This is a genomic window from Streptomyces sp. UC4497 (genome assembly GCF_054871485.1).
Map to the genome: position 1 here is coordinate 71045 of NZ_JBTYHB010000024.1, position 18056 is coordinate 89100.

14 protein-coding genes are annotated in these 18056 nt (G+C 70.2%); 10 read left to right on the forward strand and 4 right to left on the reverse strand.

What is annotated here, in order from left to right:
* Positions 1-133: 133 nt before the first annotated feature.
* Positions 134-3028: a vitamin B12-dependent ribonucleotide reductase gene (locus ACYSUO_RS28325; RefSeq protein WP_461779067.1), complete on the forward strand. Its 2895-nt coding sequence runs from the start codon at positions 134-136 to the stop codon at positions 3026-3028.
* A 116-nt stretch (positions 3029-3144) separates the two neighbouring features.
* On the opposite strand, the gene ACYSUO_RS28330 is transcribed toward ACYSUO_RS28325, so the two are convergent.
* Entirely contained in the window at positions 3145-3684 is a 540-nt protein-coding gene (locus ACYSUO_RS28330) for a TerD family protein (RefSeq protein ID WP_461779068.1), read from the reverse strand.
* A gap of 147 nt (positions 3685-3831) precedes the next feature.
* Here ACYSUO_RS28330 and ACYSUO_RS28335 point away from each other — a divergent pair, with 147 nt between their 5' ends.
* The 3 genes from ACYSUO_RS28335 to ACYSUO_RS28345 all read left to right on the forward strand — a co-directional run bounded on the left by ACYSUO_RS28335 (position 3832) and on the right by ACYSUO_RS28345 (position 6122).
* A complete protein-coding gene (locus ACYSUO_RS28335) occupies positions 3832-4437 on the forward strand; it encodes a YdbC family protein (RefSeq protein ID WP_461779069.1) in 606 nt (201 codons plus the stop codon).
* A gap of 110 nt (positions 4438-4547) precedes the next feature.
* Positions 4548-5207: a histidine phosphatase family protein gene (locus ACYSUO_RS28340; protein ID WP_461779070.1), complete on the forward strand. Its 660-nt coding sequence runs from the start codon at positions 4548-4550 to the stop codon at positions 5205-5207.
* Positions 5208-5219: 12 nt separating this feature from the next.
* Complete coding sequence (locus ACYSUO_RS28345) at positions 5220-6122, forward strand: ADP-ribosylglycohydrolase family protein (RefSeq protein ID WP_461779071.1); 903 nt, start codon at positions 5220-5222, stop codon at positions 6120-6122.
* A gap of 30 nt (positions 6123-6152) precedes the next feature.
* Here ACYSUO_RS28345 and ACYSUO_RS28350 read toward each other — a convergent pair whose 3' ends face one another.
* Positions 6153-7709, reverse strand: a complete 1557-nt coding sequence (locus ACYSUO_RS28350; RefSeq protein WP_461779072.1) for an MFS transporter — start codon at positions 7707-7709, stop codon at positions 6153-6155.
* Between the two features lie 256 nt (positions 7710-7965).
* On the opposite strand from ACYSUO_RS28350, the gene ACYSUO_RS28355 reads away from it, so the two are divergent.
* The 3 genes from ACYSUO_RS28355 (at position 7966) to ACYSUO_RS28365 (ending at position 10050) form a co-directional block, all read left to right on the forward strand.
* Complete coding sequence (locus tag ACYSUO_RS28355; RefSeq protein ID WP_461779073.1) at positions 7966-8592, forward strand: TetR/AcrR family transcriptional regulator; 627 nt, start codon at positions 7966-7968, stop codon at positions 8590-8592.
* Positions 8593-8644: 52 nt separating this feature from the next.
* The gene (locus ACYSUO_RS28360; RefSeq protein WP_426900049.1) at positions 8645-9346 is read left to right on the forward strand and encodes a ribonuclease HII; all 702 of its coding nucleotides are present in this window, start codon (positions 8645-8647) and stop codon (positions 9344-9346) included.
* Positions 9347-9414: 68 nt separating this feature from the next.
* A complete protein-coding gene (locus tag ACYSUO_RS28365) occupies positions 9415-10050 on the forward strand; it encodes a hypothetical protein (RefSeq protein WP_461779074.1) in 636 nt (211 codons plus the stop codon).
* 81 nt (positions 10051-10131) lie between these two features.
* Here ACYSUO_RS28365 and ACYSUO_RS28370 read toward each other — a convergent pair whose 3' ends face one another.
* Both ACYSUO_RS28370 and ACYSUO_RS28375 read right to left on the reverse strand, forming a co-directional pair.
* Positions 10132-10770: a hypothetical protein gene (locus ACYSUO_RS28370; protein WP_461779075.1), complete on the reverse strand. Its 639-nt coding sequence runs from the start codon at positions 10768-10770 to the stop codon at positions 10132-10134.
* A gap of 223 nt (positions 10771-10993) precedes the next feature.
* The gene (locus ACYSUO_RS28375) at positions 10994-13156 is read right to left on the reverse strand and encodes a RecQ family ATP-dependent DNA helicase (RefSeq protein WP_461779076.1); all 2163 of its coding nucleotides are present in this window, start codon (positions 13154-13156) and stop codon (positions 10994-10996) included.
* A 132-nt stretch (positions 13157-13288) separates the two neighbouring features.
* Between ACYSUO_RS28375 and ACYSUO_RS28380 the strand changes: the two genes are divergently transcribed.
* The 3 genes from ACYSUO_RS28380 to ACYSUO_RS28390 all read left to right on the forward strand — a co-directional run bounded on the left by ACYSUO_RS28380 (position 13289) and on the right by ACYSUO_RS28390 (position 18026).
* Positions 13289-14791, forward strand: coding sequence for a DUF4192 domain-containing protein (locus ACYSUO_RS28380; RefSeq protein ID WP_461779077.1), 1503 nt, complete (start codon positions 13289-13291; stop codon positions 14789-14791).
* A gap of 263 nt (positions 14792-15054) precedes the next feature.
* The gene (locus ACYSUO_RS28385) at positions 15055-17157 is read left to right on the forward strand and encodes a glycogen debranching N-terminal domain-containing protein (protein WP_461779107.1); all 2103 of its coding nucleotides are present in this window, start codon (positions 15055-15057) and stop codon (positions 17155-17157) included.
* Between the two features lie 107 nt (positions 17158-17264).
* Entirely contained in the window at positions 17265-18026 is a 762-nt protein-coding gene (locus ACYSUO_RS28390; protein ID WP_266714958.1) for an NUDIX hydrolase, read from the forward strand.
* Positions 18027-18056 lie beyond the last annotated feature (30 nt).

Here is an 18056-nt window from a genome sequence, read left to right on the forward strand (position 1 = left end):
CGGGCCGGGCGGCGGCGACCCCAAGACCTGTTGCGGGCGGCAAGAGCGGCGGCCGCAACACAAGACAGACACCGTGCGCGGGAAGATCCGGGCACTTTAGGGCGTTTTAGCCCGATATATGGGAGGCGGCAGCATGACAGAGACGGCGAGCGGCCCGGCACGAGGCTCCCGAGCCAAGGGAGCCAAGGCCAACAAGGGTCTGCGTGTCGAGCGCGTCCACACCACCCCTGGAGTGCACCCGTACGACGAGGTGGAATGGGCGCATCGTGACGTCGTCATGACCAACTGGCGCGACGGCTCGGTCAACTTTGAGCAGCGTGGCGTCGAGTTCCCCGAGTTCTGGTCGGTGAACGCGGTCAACATCGTCACCAGCAAGTACTTCCGGGGCGCCGTCGGCACCCCGCAGCGCGAGGTGAGCCTCAAGCAGCTCATCGACCGCATCGTGAAGACGTATCGGAAGGCCGGCGAGGACCACAAGTACTTCGCCTCGCCCGCCGACGCCGAGATCTTCGAGCACGAGCTGGCGTACGCCCTCCTGCACCAGATCTTCAGCTTCAACTCGCCGGTGTGGTTCAACGTGGGCACGCCGCAGCCCCAGCAGGTCTCCGCCTGCTTCATCCTGTCCGTCGACGACTCCATGGAGTCGATCCTCGACTGGTACAAGGAAGAGGGCATGATCTTCAAGGGCGGCTCCGGCGCCGGCCTGAACCTCTCCCGCATCCGCTCCTCCAAGGAGCTGCTGTCCTCCGGCGGCAACGCCTCGGGTCCCGTCTCCTTCATGCGCGGTGCCGACGCCTCCGCAGGAACGATCAAGTCGGGTGGCGCCACGCGCCGCGCGGCGAAGATGGTCATCCTCGACGTCGACCACCCCGACATCGAGGGCTTCATCGAGACCAAGGTGAAGGAAGAGGAGAAGATCCGCGCCCTGCGTGACGCGGGCTTCGACATGGACCTGGGCGGCGACGACATCACGTCCGTCCAGTACCAGAACGCCAACAACTCGGTCCGCGTGAACGACGAGTTCATGAAGGCCGTCGAGTCCGGCTCGAAGTTCGGCCTGCGCAGCCGCATGGACGGCGAGGTCATCGAGGAGGTCGAGGCCAAGTCCCTCTTCCGCAAGATGGCCGAGGCCGCCTGGGCCTGTGCCGACCCCGGCATCCAGTACGACGACACCATCAACCACTGGCACACGTGCCCGGAGTCCGGCCGCATCAACGGCTCGAACCCGTGCAGCGAGTACATGCACCTGGACAACACGTCCTGCAACCTCGCCTCGCTGAACCTGATGAAGTTCTTGAAGGACGACGGCAAGGGCAACCAGTCCTTCGACGTCGAGCGCTTCTCGAAGGTCGTCGAGCTGGTCATCACCGCGATGGACATCTCCATCTGCTTCGCGGACTTCCCGACGCAGAAGATCGGCGAGAACACCCGCGCCTTCCGCCAGCTCGGCATCGGCTACGCGAACCTGGGCGCCCTGCTCATGGCGACCGGCCACGCCTACGACTCGGACGGCGGCCGCGCCCTCGCCGGTGCGATCAGCTCGCTGATGACGGGTACGTCCTACAAGCGCTCGGCCGAGCTCGCCGCGATCGTGGGCCCGTACGAGGGTTACGCGAAGAACGCCACGCCGCACCAGCGCGTCATGAAGCAGCACGCCGACGCCAACACGGCGGCCGTCCGCATCGACGACCTGGACACCCCGATCTGGGCCGCCGCCACGGAGGCCTGGCAGGACGTCGTCCGCCTCGGCGAGAAGAACGGTTTCCGCAACGCCCAGGCGTCCGTCATCGCCCCGACCGGCACCATCGGCCTCGCGATGTCCTGCGACACCACCGGCCTTGAGCCCGACCTCGCCCTGGTCAAGTTCAAGAAGCTGGTCGGCGGCGGCTCGATGCAGATCGTCAACGGCACCGTGCCGCAGGCCCTGCGTCGCATGGGCTACCAGGAGGAGCAGATCGAGGCGATCGTCGCCCACATCGCCGAGCACGGCAATGTGATCGACGCCCCGGGCCTCAAGCCCGAGCACTACGAGGTGTTCGACTGCGCCATGGGCGAGCGTTCCATCTCCGCGATGGGCCACGTCCGCATGATGGCGGCCATCCAGCCGTGGATCTCCGGCGCCCTGTCCAAGACGGTCAACCTGCCGGAGACGGCGACCGTCGAGGACGTCGAGGAGGTCTACTTCGAGGCCTGGAAGATGGGCGTCAAGGCGCTCGCCATCTACCGCGACAACTGCAAGGTCGGCCAGCCCCTCTCCGCCAAGAAGAAGGAGCAGGAGAAGACCGAGGTCACCGAGAAGACCGAGGCGACGATCCGCGAGGCCGTCGAGAAGGTCATCGAGTACCGCCCGGTCCGCAAGCGCCTCCCGAAGGGCCGTCCCGGCATCACCACCTCCTTCACGGTGGGCGGCGCCGAGGGCTACATGACCGCCAACTCCTACCCGGACGACGGTCTCGGCGAGGTCTTCCTGAAGATGTCGAAGCAGGGCTCCACCCTCGCGGGCATGATGGACGCCTTCTCCATCGCCGTCTCGGTCGGCCTCCAGTACGGCGTGCCGCTGGAGACCTACGTCTCGAAGTTCACCAACATGCGCTTCGAGCCGGCCGGCATGACGGACGACCCGGACGTGCGGATGGCGCAGTCGATCGTCGACTACATCTTCCGCCGCCTGGCGCTCGACTTCCTGCCCTTCGAGACGCGCTCCGCGCTCGGTATCCACTCCGCCGAGGAGCGTCAGCGTCACCTGGAGACGGGTTCCTACGAGCCGAACGAGGACGAGGTCGACGTCGAGTCCCTGGCTCAGTCGGCGCCCCGCGCCCAGGAGCTGAAGGCCGTCGAGACGCCGCAGGCCGAGGGCGCCACGGCGCAGTCCGTGCCGCAGCAGGCGCACACCAGCGCCGAGCTCGTCGAGATGCAGCTGGGTATCCAGGCCGACGCCCCGCTCTGCTTCTCCTGCGGAACGAAGATGCAGCGGGCCGGCTCCTGCTACATCTGCGAGGGCTGCGGTTCGACCAGCGGCTGCAGCTGATCCGACGGAACGTCCGATCCGGCTGAACGCCTGAACTGAGGGGCGGCGGAACCACCACGGTTCCGCCGCCCTTCGGCGTAGCAACCCGGGTCCCGCCGCAGGCACGCCAGATGTGGCTACAGAGCGCCCATCGCCCCGGCGAACGCGTTCAGATCGCCGTTGTCGAAGCCCCGCACCGCCTCGTGGAACACCCACTCCCCGTCGGTGCCCCGGGTGAACTCCGCGACCGTGGTCGCAGAGGCGCCAGAGACCACCGAGAAGTCGTGCAGCGACAGGTCGGTGTAGCCCTCTCTTATACGTACTGCCGTGTTCGGGATGTCGGCGAAGATCTTGGCGCGGCCGGTCGCCTGCTCGTCCTGCTGGATGGCCACCCCCACGACCACGCGCGCGTACGAGGGCGCGAGTCGCTCAAGTTCGAGCGTCATGACCTCGTCGAAACCGAAACCCTGCCCGGTCCTGCTGTCCCGGTTGAGCGTGATGGTCCCGTCGGGCGAACGGCTGTCGAAATGGACGATGTACGCCGGGCTGCCGTGCGGATCGTCCTCCGTGTACGCCGCGGCGATCAGGTCCAGGTCGTGGGGAGCCGAACCCATCGGGCTCGGGTCCCACTTCAGGCCGATCTCGATCTTCTCGATTCCCTTGCGGAGACTGCTCACCGAACTCCCCCTCCTCGGTGCGATGTTGAGTGCTACGGATACGCTACGTGGTCCCACTGACAACAACACGCCCATCCCCGCAGAGGCCTCTCGACCGTGGGTTCGGGACCACCGCGGCGGATGGCCGGCGCGCCGTACGATGGCGCGGTGCTGGTCAAGTGGATTCGTTGCACTGTGGTGGACCGTCGGGGTTTCGAGCGGGGACAGCGGAAGTGGGCGGGGCTTCTGGGAGAGCCTGGCTTTCGAGGTCAGGGTGGAGGCTGGAGCAGGCAACAGGCCGATGTGGCCCACGTCTTCGGCTTCTGGGAGAGCCGTGCCTTCTACGACTCCTTCATGGCGCGCTCCCACGACCGGCTCGCGGCCGCGCAGTCGGGTACGTACAAGAACATCCAGGTGAAGCTCTTCGACCATCGCTTCGATGTGAAGACCGGGTTCGAGCCGCGGTTCACGGACGCGGACGTGGTGCGGGTGGCGCACTGCACGGTGCACGCCGATCGGGCCGAGCACTACACGTTGATGCAGCAGAAGGTGTGGAACCCGGCGATGGCCGGCTCGCCCGGCATGGTCCGGGGGCTGTTCGGCGACGCCCCGGGGGACGAGTTCCTGGTCCTCTCCATGTGGCGCTCGGCGGCAGAGCACGGCAAGTACCAGGTCGACCGGGTGGAGCGGCTCTCGGTGCGCGCTCAGACGGATGCCGACATCGCGGCCATCACCGGGGACATCGTGGAACTGGAATCGACCTGGACGGTCTGAACGCGTGACCACGCGCGCGTGCGCATCGATCGACCGCTGTGATCCACGCGATCCCCGCCGCGCAGCCCGCACGGGTGCTCGAACCCGCTCGGCGATCTAGGGTCGTGTGCATGGCACGACCGCGGCGCATCGTTCTTGTCCGGCACGGCGAATCCGAAGGCAACGCCGACGACACCATCTACGAGCGCGAGCCCGATCACGCCCTGACGCTCACCGACAAGGGATGGCGCCAGGCCGAGACCACCGGCGAGGACCTCCGGCGGCTCTTCGGACGCGAGCGGGTGAGCGTGTATGTCTCGCCGTACCGGCGCACCCACGAGACCTTCCGCGCCTTCCGGCTCGACCCCGATCTCGTACGCATCCGAGAAGAGCCCCGGCTCAGGGAGCAGGACTGGGGAAACTGGCAGGACCGCGAGGACGTACGGCTGCAGAAGGCCTATCGCGACGCCTACGGGCACTTCTTCTACCGGTTCGCCCAGGGGGAGTCGGGGGCGGACGTGTACGACCGCGTGGGCGCGTTCCTGGAGAGCCTGCACCGCAGCTTCGAGGACCCGGACCATCCGCCGAACGTCCTGCTCGTGACGCACGGGCTGACCATGCGGCTGTTCTGCATGCGCTGGTTCCACTGGTCCGTCGCGGAATTCGAGTCGCTGTCGAACCCCGGGAACGCGGAGATGCGGTTGCTCGTTCTCGGGGAGAACGGAAAGTACAAAATGGACCGCCCCTTTGACCGCTGGTGCGAACCGGAATCGTACGGAGTCACCGGATAGAGTGTCGATGCGATGACCGCTGACTCCACACCCGACGAGCGCTTGAACCGCGCCCTGTCCAGCCTGCGCGGACTCTCCGTGGGAGACGCGCTGGGATCACAATTCTTCGTTCCCGCGAACTATCCGCTGCTCAAGGCCCGCGCGCTGCCGGACGGCACATGGCAGTGGACCGACGACACCGAGATGGCCGCTTCAGTGGTGTCCGTCCTGGCCGCTCACGAGCGTGTCGACCAGGACGAGCTGGCGCGATCGTTCGCGGAGCGCCAGGACGTCGACCGCGGGTACGGCCCTGCCGTGAACCGGCTGCTGCAGCAGGTCCGGGAGGGTGACGACTGGCGGACCCTGGCCTCCGCGCTGTTCAACGGGCGGGGGTCGTGGGGGAACGGCGCGGCGATGCGGATCGCACCGCTTGGCGCCTATTACGCCGACGACCCCGAGCAGGCCACGCATCAGGCCGAGATCTCCGCCTACCCGACGCATCAGCACCGGGAGGCCGTCGTCGGTTCGATGGCAGTGGCGGCCGCTGCCGCTCTGGTGGCCGATCCCGCGGGTCCTCCCACGCCGCAGGACCTGCTGGACGGCGTGATCTCGCTCGTGCCGCGCAGCGCGGTGGGAGCCGGTCTGCGCCGCGCCAAGGACATGCTCGACTACGGGGACGCGTCCACGGTCGCGGCGGTCCTCGGCTGCGGCCGGAGGACGACCGCGCACGACACCGTGCCGTTCGCCGTCTGGTCGGCAGCGCGGCGCCTCGGCGACTTCGAGGGGGCCTTCTGGAGCACGGCCCAGGTCGGCGGCGACATGGACACGACCTGCGCGATCGTGGGCGGCATCGTCGCCTCCGGCGCGGACGGGGCGCCCTCGGCCGAGTGGCTCGGGCGGACCGAGCCACTGCCGGCCTGGGCGCCGACCGCGTAGGGCACAGCACAGATCCGGGGGAATGCCCCCTCAGACCGAGGCCCCGGGCTTCCCGCTCAGCGCCTCCAGGTCGCTCTTGCGCACCTGGATGATGAACAAGGCGATGAGCGCCGCGACGACGGCCAGCGAGGCGGCCGCTATGAAGGCGGTGCTGATGCCGTGGGCGAGCACCGAGTCGTTCCACGGAGCGGGCAGCCGGTGGGTCTTGGCGAACTCGGCCTTCTGTTCGGGAGAGCCTTCGGCGAGGAACTTCGGAATTTGTTTCTTGGCCTCGCTCTCGCTGGCGCTGCTGAAGACCGTGGTGAGGACCGACAGGCCGAGGGCGCCACCGACCTGCTGTGTGGTGTTGAGCATGCCGGACGCCGCACCGGACTCGCTCTCGGCTATGCCGGAGACCGCGGTCAGGGTCAGCGTGACGAAGTTCAGGCCCATGCCGAAGCCGAACAGGAGCATCGGGCCGAGAATGCCGCTGAGGTAGGAGCTGCTGGGGTCGATGAGCGTCAGCCAGCCCATGCCGACGGCGGTCAGCAGGCAGCCCACGGTCATGAAGGGCTTGGGGCCGAGCCGGGGCAGCAGGTTCGTGGCCATCCCCGCGCCGAGCACGATGGCGGCGGTCACCGGGAGAAAGGCGAGACCGGCCTTGACCGGGCTGTAGTGCAGCACGTTCTGCACGAAGAGCACGATGAAGAAGAACATGCCGAACATCGCTGCGGCGAGACTCAGCATCATCGCGTAGGTGCCGGACCTGTTGCGGTCCCTGAACAGCTTCAGGGGCGTGATCGGCTGGCTGGTGCGCCTCTCGATGGCGACGAAGGCGACCAGCAGGACCACGGCCGCGCCGAAGGACGCGATGGCGAGGCTGTCGCTCCAGCCTTCGGAGGCGGCACGGATGAATCCGTACACGAGGGCGGCCATGCCGAGGGTCGAAGTGAAGGCGCCCGGCAGATCGAACCGGCCGGGGTGGCGCTGCGACTCCTTGATGTAGCGAGGGGCGAGGAGCGCGATCAGTACGCCGATGGGTACGTTGACGAAGAGCACCCAACGCCAGTCCAGCCAGTCGGTGAGCATGCCTCCTGCGAGCAGCCCGACGGCGCCGCCACCGGCGGAGACGGAGGCGAAGACCCCGAACGCCCGGTTCCGCTCGGGCCCTTCGGGGAACGTGGTGGCGATGAGGGCCAGCGAGGTGGGCGACGCGATCGCGCCGCCGACGCCCTGAAGCGCGCGGGCCGCGAGCAACTGCCAAGGCTCCTGGGCGAATCCGCCCAAGAGCGATGCGAGGCTGAACAGGGCGATGCCGGTGATGAACATGCGGCGGCGCCCGAGCAGGTCGCCGGCCCGGCCGCCGAGGAGCAGCAGTCCGCCGAAGGTGAGCGCGTAGGCGTTGATCACCCAGGTCAGGTTGTTGGTGGAGAAGCCCAGCTCCGTCTGGATGTGGGGCAGGGCGATGTTCACGATGGTGGCGTCGAGCACGACCATCAGTTGGCATGCGGCGATCACCGTCAGCGCGATGCCTGGTCGGGGTGGGCGCGCGGTGGCGCGGGGCTTACTGGGCGGAGCCGGTTGTGCCTGGATCTGATCCTGTGTCACGAGCGATCCCCCATGGGCATGAATAGGGAACGGTCACGTTCCCTGTGCGGGATCGTAGCGCCCCCGTCATAGTGAACACAAGCGTTCTTTAAGGGAGTTGCGAGTGCGCTGGGACAACATCGCCGTCGACCCATCGAAAGGAAGGGGTGAAGCCTGAGATGCTCGGTGGTGGCTCCCCATCAGCGCACGTGAGTGTGTGCTGAGCCCGCTGCCGCGCGTCCGAACCGCTCTCGGACGGCTCAACGGAGAGATGATGATGGTTAGTTCACGTCGGACGGTCGCCCCCGCTCAGGCGACCTCCGCGCTTCGCAGGCGTGGCCCCGTGCTCGAACGGGCCATTCTGGAAGCCGCGTTGGATCAGCTCAGTACGGTCGGCTGGAACGGCCTCACGATGGAAGGCGTCGCCGCGGGCGCACAGACCGGCAAGGCCGCGGTGTACCGGCGCTGGCCCTCCAAGGAGGATCTCGTCGTCGACGCACTCCAGGCGGGACTGCCCGCGTTGGACTCGGCGCCGGAGTGCGGAAGTGTGCGCGAGGACCTGCTGGAGCTGTGTCGCCGCTTGCGGGCGGCCATGTACTCGCGGCCCGGCTACGCGCTGCGCTCGGTGCTTCACGAATGCGACACCCTCACCGCCGAGCGCTTCCACAGTGTGATCACCGAGGGTGTCATCGAGCCCAGTGTCCAGCTGGTCAAGGAAGTCGTGCGTCGCGGTGTCGAGCGAGGCGAGGTGCGCCCGGACGTCGACGAGGCGAGTGTGTGCGACGTGATTCCGGCGCTGATGATGTATCGCTCGAAGGTTTGCGGAAGTGAATGGGAAGAGGGGGACCTGGTGGAGATGATCGACCACGTGATGGTCCCGTTGTTGCGTCGCCAGGTGCCTTGATGGCGAGCCGGGTGTCGCGACGGTACCCGGGCGGCGTACGCTGTTTGCCGCCATGCCGTACGAAGCACCCACCCACACCGTCGAGCGCTCACTGCGCGCCACTACCGGTGCCAAGATCATTGCCGGTGTCGACGAGGTCGGTCGCGGTGCCTGGGCCGGTCCCGTCACCGTCTGCGCCGCCGTCACCGGGCTGCGCCGTCCGCCGGAGGGCCTCACCGACTCCAAGCTGATCAGCCCCAAGCGCCGCGAGACTCTCGCGGTCGAGCTGGAGAGCTGGGTGTCCGGGCATGCCCTCGGGCACGCTTCACACGAAGAGATCGATGACCTGGGGATGACGGCAGCCCTCCGGCTCGCCGCCGTGCGCGCCCTCGAGGGCCTGCCGGTCCGACCGGACGCGGTCATCCTCGACGGGAAGCACGACTACCTGGGTGCCCCCTGGCAGGTTCGTACGGTGATCAAGGGGGACCGTTCCTGCATCGCCGTCGCCGCGGCGTCGGTGATCGCCAAGGTCCGCCGCGACAAAATGATGGCCGAACTGGGCATCGACCATGCAGACTTCGGGTTTGCGGCGAACGCCGGATACCCGTCGCCGGTGCATCGCGCCGCGTTGGAGGAACGGGGGCCCACCCCGTACCACCGGCTTTCGTGGGCGTATCTTGATGCGCTGCCCCAGTGGCGGCACCTCAAGAAGGCCCGCAGTTGGGCGGACGTCGGCGTTCCGGAGATCGAGGGCCAGCTCGGCTTCGACTTCTGACCGCCACGCTCGCACTGACGTGCCACCCGTTGGCGCGAGCCGCACCTGCGTTTGATAGATATCAGCTCATGCCTCTCAGTCCCGAGGAGCCTCAGATTCCCGAGAGCGTCCAGGGTCCCCGCGCCACGCCCGCCAGCGGCCGTACCGCGTCGACCCCCCGCCCCGTACCCGGCCCGCGTCCCGCGGCGCCACCGCGACCCGGACGTCCGGGTCCCTCCAGGCCCATGCCGCCCGCGCAGCGAACCTCGCGTGAGTCGGCGGGTGCCCACAAGCCGGGGCCCAACGCCCCTGCCGCCACGCCGACTTCGGCCTCGCAGCCGCAGATCCAGCTCATCCCGGCCTCGGCCGAGGGCGCGCTGGACGCTGCGGAGGAGGCCCTCGACATGCTGCTCGACTCGGGCCGCGCGCCCGGCGACGTCCTGGTGGTCACCACCGGTGACCCGCACCCGTGGGCGGCCCACGAGCTGTCCTTCGGTGAGGGCTCCTACTGGGCACAGCACGACGCGCGTGACGACGTCTTCTACGCCGATGCCTCCGCCCTGGGCCGCGCCGCGTCCCGTCCGGTGGTGGTCGTCGCCGTGAACGGCGGAGCCGACGAGGTGGCCACCACAGCGCTGCCGATCGCGCTCGGCCGGGCCGGTGCGCTGCTCATCGTGTGCGGCGACCCGGAGCGCATCAACTCGCTGCTGGGCGCCGGGGTCTGACGCGCCGCTTGCCGGCTGCCCGCACCGCGAAGCGGTGTCCGGGGAGTCCGGCAGGCGGCCGCGCGACGGCCGCAGTGCCGTTCAGCGCGCCGCGGCGCGGCGGAGCACCTCCGTCGCGGCGCCGCCGGTGCGCGGCGCCGACGACTCCTCGGCACCCAGGGCCTCGGCCACGGAGCCCATGCTCGGGCGTCGACCGGCCCTGCCCTCTCCGAGTACCTGCCAGCCGTCCCGCGTCATCGTGATGTACGCGCCGCAGCGCAGGCCGTGGAGCGTGCACGCGTCACGCAGTCCCCACATCCAGGCCCCGTCCTCCTCTGTCCAACGGGTGTCCCCCTCGCGGCAGTACAGCATCACCGCGGTGCGCACCGGCGTACGGCGGCGCAGGTCGTGCGGGATCACCCGGCGCAGCTGGAACAGCAGGGCGTTGCGGAACGTCCAGCCGTCGGTGGTGCTCTCACGGCGCACGAACGAGGCGCTGGCCCGCAGTCGCTCGTCGGGGTCGAGCACGGCTATGACGACGGTCTGCGGTATCGGTCGGTGGCGGGAGTGCAGCCCGCTGACGACCTCGCGCGGGTTGCGCAGCAGCGGGATGCCGGCTGCTGCCCACTCCGCGGGATCGAGCAGCCTTGTTGGTCGGTTGACGGAATCGGCGGACCTCTCGGCGCGCATCAAGGACGCGGACATCGATGCCACCGAGGACGGAGCGAATCCGAAGGTCACGGTCCTCCCTTCGGCTACACGCCCACACTGAGGGCGGGGTCGGACTGGGGAGCGCACCGCGACACAGCTCTACCGTCCACCGGATCACGGGGAACCGCGCGGGGAGCAGCTCCAATTCTTCCCGTCGTAGTGGCAGACGGCAACGAGCAATTGGGACCGCGTTCCTGTATCTGGCGATGCGTCGCCAATATCCCTGCCCAAAGGTTGGATCGCTACGCGTTCCTCAGCCTTGTACCGCCAGGACCAGTGGCAACACACCCTCCGCGCCTGCCCGGCGAAGGAGCCGGGCGGCCATGGCGAGCGTCCAGCCGGTCTCCGTGAAGTCGTCGACGAGCAGAACCGGGCCGCCCGCGCGCGCGAGCGCCTCGGACAGCTCGGGCGGGAGCGTCAACGTGCCGTCGAGGGCGCGCAGCCGCTGTGCACTGTTGCTGCGCGGGATGTGCGCGGTGTCGCTGCCGGGCGCGTACGAGATGCTGCCCAGCAGCGGCATGCGGCCGACCTGCGCGATGCCGGCGCCCAAGGACTGGATGAGCTGTGGACGGGTGTAGGACGCCATCGTCACCACGCCCACGGGGCGCGGCGAGGCATCGGCGGAACCGGACGCCCAGCCGCCCGGCCCCTTGGCCCAGTCGGCAAGCACGTCGACGACGGCTCCCGCCACGTCGTCCGGCACCGGTCCGTCCGGGGCCTGCGGCGCGAACATGGGGCGCAGCCGGTTCCCCCAGCCGATGTCCGACAGGCGACCGAGCGCCCGCCCGGTCCCGGCCTGCTCACCCGCGGGGATGCGGCCCTTGAGGTCGATGCCGACGGCCGCGAGGCCGGTGGGCCACATCTTCCTGGGCTCCACCTCGACGCCGGGGCGCCCGAGTTCACCACGTGCCGAGTTCAGTGCCTCGGGGGAGACGGCGTCGGAGAACCGCGGTGCCGCGCAGTTGTCGCAGCGGCCGCAGGGGGCCGCCTCCTCGTCGTCGAGCTGACGGCGCAGGAACTCCATGCGGCAACCGTCCGTCGTCGCGTAGTCCCGCATCGCCTGCTGCTCGGCCTCGCGCTGCTTGGCCACCCACGCGTAGCGCTCGGTGTCGTAGGCCCAGGGCTGCCCCGTGGCGATCCAGCCGCCCTTCACCCGGTGCACCGCGCCGTCCACGTCGAGGACCTTGAGCATGGTCTCCAGGCGTGACCGGCGCAGCTCCACCAGGGGTTCGAGCGCGGGCAGGGAAAGCGGCCTGTCGGACTGCGCGAGCACGTCCAGAGTGCGCCGCACCTGCTCCTCCGGAGGGAAGGCGAGCGAGGCGAAGTAGCGCCAGATCGCCTCGTCCTCCTTGCCGGGAAGGAGAAGCACCTCCGCGTGGTCGACGCCACGCCCGGCGCGACCCACCTGCTGGTAATAGGCGATCGGTGAGGAGGGGGAGCCCAGGTGGACGACGAACCCGAGGTCCGGCTTGTCGAAGCCCATACCGAGCGCCGACGTGGCGACGAGCGCCTTCACGCGGTTCGCCAGGAGGTCCTCCTCGGCCTGCTGCCGGTCGGCGTTCTCCGTCTTCCCTGTGTACGAGGACACGGTGTGGCCGCACTGACGCAGATAGGCCGTGACCTCCTCCGCCGCGGCGACGGTGAGGGTGTAGATGATCCCGGAGCCCGGAAGGTCGTCCAGATGGTCGGCGAGCCAGGCCAAGCGGTGTGCGGCGTCCGGCAGCCGCAGGACCCCGAGACTGAGGCTCTCGCGGTCGAGCGGGCCGCGCAGCACCAGGGCGTCCGAGCCGGATCCGGTTCCGAGCTGCTCGGCCACGTCCGCCGTCACGCGCGCGTTGGCAGTCGCCGTCGTCGCCAGGACGGGGACGCCCTGCGGAAGGTCGGCCAGCATCGTGCGCAGGCGGCGGTAGTCGGGCCGGAAGTCGTGCCCCCAGTCCGAGATGCAGTGGGCCTCGTCGACGACCAGCAGGCCCGTGGCCGCGGCGAGTTGGGGCAGCACGTTGTCCCGGAAGTCGGGGTTGTTGAGCCGCTCCGGGCTGACCAGGAGCACATCGACCTCGCCGGCCGCCACGTCGGCCCGCACGGTGTCCCACTCCTCGGTGTTCGACGAGTTGATGGTGCGGGCGCGGATGCCCGCACGCTCCGCCGCCTCCACCTGGTTGCGCATGAGCGCGAGCAGCGGGGAGACGATCACGGTCGGGCCGCCGCCGCGGTGGCGGATCAGCGCCGTCGCGACGAAGTACACCGCGGACTTGCCCCAGCCGGTGCGCTGCACGACGAGGGCCCGCCGATGGTCGGCGACCAGGGCCTCGATGGCGCGCCACTGGTCCTCGCGCAGTCTGGCCTTGCCGCTCGGATCGCCGACGAGACGGGCGAGAACGGTATCGGCGGCTGTCCGCAGCTCTTCGTTGCTCATGCCCCCATGCAACCCGATCGCACTGACATCACGCGAACGAGCCCGCCGACTGTGGACAACTCCTGTCGTGTCCCTGATCGGGGTTATCCACAGGCCAAACCGGAGTATCGCGTTCCGGGGCATGGTCGGCGCATGACGAATCACAGCGAGCCGGTCGGCATGACCGGCGAGGCAAAGATCACCCTCCGCACGGCAGGTGAACTCGCGGAAGCGCTCCCGTATTTGCTCGGGTTCAGGCCCGACGACAGCATCGTCCTGGTCGCCCTGCACAAGGGGCGTTTCGGCGGTCGGGTGCGCCTCGGCATTCCCGAGCGCACCGAGGACTGGCAGGCCGTGGCGCGACAGATGGCCCAGTGCCTGATCGGCGAGTGCGAGCGCAGGGACGGCCACCCCGACAGCGTCGTCGCGTTCCTCTGCCAGGACGCGCCGACCCCGGGCCCCGGCGCGGGACGGCGGGTCATGCAGCGGCTCAGGCCGCTGGCCCAGTTGCTGCGCACCGAGTGCGGTGGCCTCGACGTGCCGGTCACGGAAGCGCTGTGCCTCTCGGAAGGCAGGTACTGGTCCTACTGCTGTGCGCGCGCCGAGTGCTGCCCAGCGGACGGAAACGTGATCGCCACCGACGGCACCTCGGTCATGGCCGCCACGGCAGCCTTCGCCGGCATTCAGGTACGGGGGTCGCTGGGGAAGATGAGGGCGCGACTGGCCCCCTGGGAGACAGCGCTCGTCACGGAGCAGACACGCGCTCTCGACGCCGCGGCGATGGAGCTCGTGCCGAGGATCTTCGCCGGGACTCCCCGCAAGGAGGTGGAGACGGCGACGCTGGATCTGGCCCGCCTGGTCATGCGGCGTCTCGCGGACGCGCCGGGAGCGGTCGACGCGCTCGCGGCCGACCTCAAGGACGACGAGTTGGTGGCGCACGACGAGGCCGCGTCGCTGATTCTCGGCCTCCAGGACCGGATGACCAGAGACCGGGCGGCGGAGTGGATGGAGGGCGAGGAGGGCGTCCACGCCCTGCGACTGTGGCGGGCGCTGGCGCGCCGGTGCGTCGGTTCCTACGGGGAGTACGCCGCCGCGCCGCTGGCACTTGTGGGCTGGGTGGCCTGGTCGCTCGGCGACCCCGTCGAGGCGGACCAGGCACTGGAGATGGCCCTCGACGCCGACCCGCGTTACGTGTTCGCCCGCTTGCTCAACGAAGCACGGGCCGACGGGCTCGACCCCGAGCCCGTGCGGCGCATCTTGCGGGCGAAGCGGACGGACCCGGACCGGGACACCGACTTGGGCCTGGACACGGACCTGGGCTTGGACCCGGATCTGGGCTTGGACCCGGATCTGGGCCTGGACACCGACCTGGGCCTGGACCCGGACTCGGCTTCGGTCACACCGGCAGGGGTGGCCGGGGGCGAAGGCACGAGTGCCGGCGGAGTCGACGGACTTCGGCCTGCGGCGGTGGCCGTCCCCGGAGGCGCCGATCCAGGTATGTCCCGTGCCGCCCGTGGCCTGGAGGCCGCCCTGCGTCGGCGGGGCGAGCGGCGACCCGGAGCCGGGACGCGCCCTGCGCGGGCGGGCGCGCGTGCACCCCGGCGGCCGACGGAGTCCCGCCGCCCCAGGCGTCGGCGGAGCAGGGGCGACGGATGAGGACCGGCTGCGCCGCAGGCCCCCTTTCTCGCTTCGCGGCTCTGTGGCGTTACTTGGAGTGGGCGCGCCCCGTTCATCTCGGTGAGCGGTGGCGGCGACAGGGTCGCGCCGCCGAGGCGCAGTGCAGGTCGACGGCGTGCCGTACCCACAGCGGAAGAGGAGCGAAGATGACGTCCGACGCTTCGCCGCAGTACGCATCTACGCAGTACGCACCTACGGTGCGTGACACTGACCCGCCCTCTGGCTTTCTGGCGGCCCGTGAGATGCCGGAGGCGACGATGGCACCTGCCCGGCATCGGACTCCTGATGCCGTGCCGCCCGATCCTGCGCAAGGACGGTCGCGAACGCCGCCGGGCCACCCCGGTCTCCAGGCACCTTCGACGGGACCGGCCCGTGCGCTGCGGCGGAGTGCTGAACTCGCGCCGGTTCACCAGGCGTTGATCTGTGTCGCCCTGCCCGGCCTCGCGATCTCTTCGAGTCAGGGCCAGTTGACGGGGCAAGGGCTCGAGGGCTTCTACCACCGGGGCAGACGCCTGCTGTCGCGCTGTCAGGTTCGAGTGGCGGGGCGTGAACCGCTCGCCGTGCAGGCGCGCATGATCTCCGCGGATCGGGCCTCCTTCACGGCGACCCTGCGGGTGGCTCCGGATGCCGGGCCCGACCCGGACGTCGTCGTCGAGCGGATCCGGCACGCGGAGGGCACGGAGGACATCACGCTGCACAGCTCCGCGCAGCGGACGCTGCGGCTGCCGCTCGAAGTGGCCCTGGGCACCGACCTCGCCGACCTCGGCGCCGTGGCGGCCGGGAGAGGCGGGCGTGAACTGCCCGCCGTGGTCCATGATTCCGGGCTGCGCTGGTCGTCGCCGACGGGCAGCGGGCCGACCGCCCTGGTCACGGTGACGCCTCCGCCGATGGACGCCCTGGCATCCGCCGGCCTGCTGCGCTGGGATTTCGAGCTTCCGCCGGGCGGCAGGCACACGGTGCGGCTGCGCGTACGGGCAACCGGCGAGGGTGTCGGCAGGGCGGCGGGGCACAGTGCGATCCGACCGTTCGCCCCGGCCACGGCGCAGGGGGACGACCCGCGCGTGGGCCCGCTGCTGCGCGCCTGCATCGCCGACCTGCAGGCGCTCTTGGTGCGTGATCCCGCGTATCCGTCGGACGTCTGCGCGGCCGCGGGTGCTCCGTGGCGCTGCGGTCCGGCTCCCGCCGAGGCGTTGGCCGCCGCCCGGATGGCCTTGCCGCTGGGGACGGGGCTCGCCCTCGGCACCCTACGTGCGCTCGCCCGTACGCAGCTGCGCGAGCCCGGAGCGGCGTTCGGAAAACTGCCGGGTCCGCGGCGGCAGGCGGGTGAGCAACTGCCGCCCAGCTGCACGGGGATCGAGGCCACTCTCCTGTTCCCGGTCCTGCTCGCCGAGGCCAGACGTTGGGGTCTGGGCGAGTCCGAGGTGGCGGAGTTGCTGCCGGCTGCCGAGCGCTGTCTGCAGTGGCTGCGGACCACCGCCCGCGCAGGCCCCTACATCCCGGACCCCGGCCCGGGCGGCCCTCAGCGGTGCGAGACCCAGGCGCATGCCCACCGGGCCGCCCTGCTCGGGGCCGACCTGTTGGACGCTCATGGCAGACCCGGCGCCGGTGAACTGCGCCAGTGGGCCGAGGAACTGCGGCGGCGCTTCCAAGAGGACTTCTGGGTCGAGGACCGCGCCGGGGGCCGACCGGCGGCCGCGCGCACGGCGGACGGGCGCAGGTCGGCATGGCTGGGCAGCGGCGCCGCCCACCTTCTGGACACCGGGTTGCTCGGCGCGGGCGAGTGGGCGCCGGGCCTGCTGGACAAGGTCCGGACCGAGCACCTCGCGAGACGGTTCGGCGGGCCGGGGCTCGACTCCGGATGGGGGCTCAGAAGTCTGGGCGTGAAGGAGGCGTCGTACAACCCGTTCGGGCACCGCTCGGGGGCGGTGCGGGTGCACGAGACCGTTGTCGCCGTCGCGGGCCTGTCCGCCGCTGGGTACGAGAAGGAGGCGGCGTCCCTGATCAGAGGCGTCCTCGACGCGGCCGACGCCTTCGACCGCAGACTGCCCGAGATGTATGCGGGGCTGCAGCGGGTCGAGGGAGGCGTTCCGTTGCCACACCCCGCGGCGTGCAGACCCGCTGCCGTGTCGGCCGCGGCCGGAGTGCACCTCCTGGCCACGCTCGCTGGCATCCGCCCCGACGTACCGGCCCGGACGGTGACGCTGTCGCCGATGCGCAGTGCCCCGCTGGGCGAGATCGGGCTGACCGGGCTGCGGGTCGCCGGTCAGGTGTTCTCCGTACGTGTCAGCAGGCTCGGCCTCGCCATGGTGGAGGAGGCCGCGGACGAACTGCAGTTGGGGGTGTGAGGGGCGCGGACCCTGGCGGGACGGGTCCGCTGCGCACCGCCCGAAACAGGGCGGGGCAGGGGAGCGAAGGGAGTGTTTATCGTCAGGCAGACGACTATGATCGTTCCATGTCGCCCTACGACCCGTCGGCCTTTCCGCCCTTCGCAGTCACCGTCGATCTGGTCGTGCTGACCGTGCGTCGTCACGCACTGTGTGCGCTGGCGGTGCGCCGTGGTGAACCGCCGTTTCAAGGGCGTTGGGCCCTGCCTGGCGGGTTCGTACGGGACGACGAGGATCTGACGGCGGCGGCCGCGCGCGAGCTGATCGAGGAGACGGGGCTGTGTGCCCACGACCCGATGGCACCGGCGCAGGACAACGGCGCACACCTGGAGCAGTTGGCCACATACGGCGATCCGAAGAGGGATCCCAGGATGCGTGTGGTCAGCGTCGCGCACCTCGCGCTCGCCCCTGACCTGCCCGCGCCGCGTCCCGGCGGCGACGCGCACAGCGCCCGGTGGGCCCCGGTGGAGGCGCTGCTGAAGCACGGTGGCTACGGGCGCGAGGACGAGCAGGCCGCACCGTTGGCCTTCGACCACGCGCAGATCCTGGCGGACGGTGTGGAGCGGGCGCGCTCCAAGATCGAGTACTCCTCGCTCGCGACGGCGTTCTGCCCGCCCGAGTTCACCGTCGGCGAGCTGCGCCGCGTCTATGAGGCCGTGTGGGGCGTCGCCCTCGACCCGCGCAACTTCCACCGCAAGGTGACGGGCACTCCGGGTTTCCTGGTGCCGACCGGCGGCACCACCACCCGCCAGGGCGGTCGGCCGGCCCAGCTCTTCCGCGCCGGTGGGGCCACGCTCCTCAACCCGCCGATGCTGCGACCGGAAGCCTGATCGATTCCTCGGCGAGGGAGCCGCCTCACG

Coding starts and splice junctions, on each gene's coding strand:
- ACYSUO_RS28325 (WP_461779067.1), top strand. CDS start 134: ATGACAGAGACGGCGAGCGGCCCGGCACGAGGCTCCCGAGCCAAGGGA.
- ACYSUO_RS28340 (WP_461779070.1), top strand. CDS start 4,548: ATGGCACGACCGCGGCGCATCGTTCTTGTCCGGCACGGCGAATCCGAA.
- ACYSUO_RS28345 (WP_461779071.1), top strand. CDS start 5,220: ATGACCGCTGACTCCACACCCGACGAGCGCTTGAACCGCGCCCTGTCC.
- ACYSUO_RS28355 (WP_461779073.1), top strand. CDS start 7,966: ATGGTTAGTTCACGTCGGACGGTCGCCCCCGCTCAGGCGACCTCCGCG.
- ACYSUO_RS28360 (WP_426900049.1), top strand. CDS start 8,645: ATGCCGTACGAAGCACCCACCCACACCGTCGAGCGCTCACTGCGCGCC.
- ACYSUO_RS28365 (WP_461779074.1), top strand. CDS start 9,415: ATGCCTCTCAGTCCCGAGGAGCCTCAGATTCCCGAGAGCGTCCAGGGT.
- ACYSUO_RS28375 (WP_461779076.1), bottom strand. CDS start 13,156: ATGAGCAACGAAGAGCTGCGGACAGCCGCCGATACCGTTCTCGCCCGT.
- ACYSUO_RS28380 (WP_461779077.1), top strand. CDS start 13,289: ATGACGAATCACAGCGAGCCGGTCGGCATGACCGGCGAGGCAAAGATC.
- ACYSUO_RS28385 (WP_461779107.1), top strand. CDS start 15,055: ATGCCGGAGGCGACGATGGCACCTGCCCGGCATCGGACTCCTGATGCC.
- ACYSUO_RS28390 (WP_266714958.1), top strand. CDS start 17,265: ATGTCGCCCTACGACCCGTCGGCCTTTCCGCCCTTCGCAGTCACCGTC.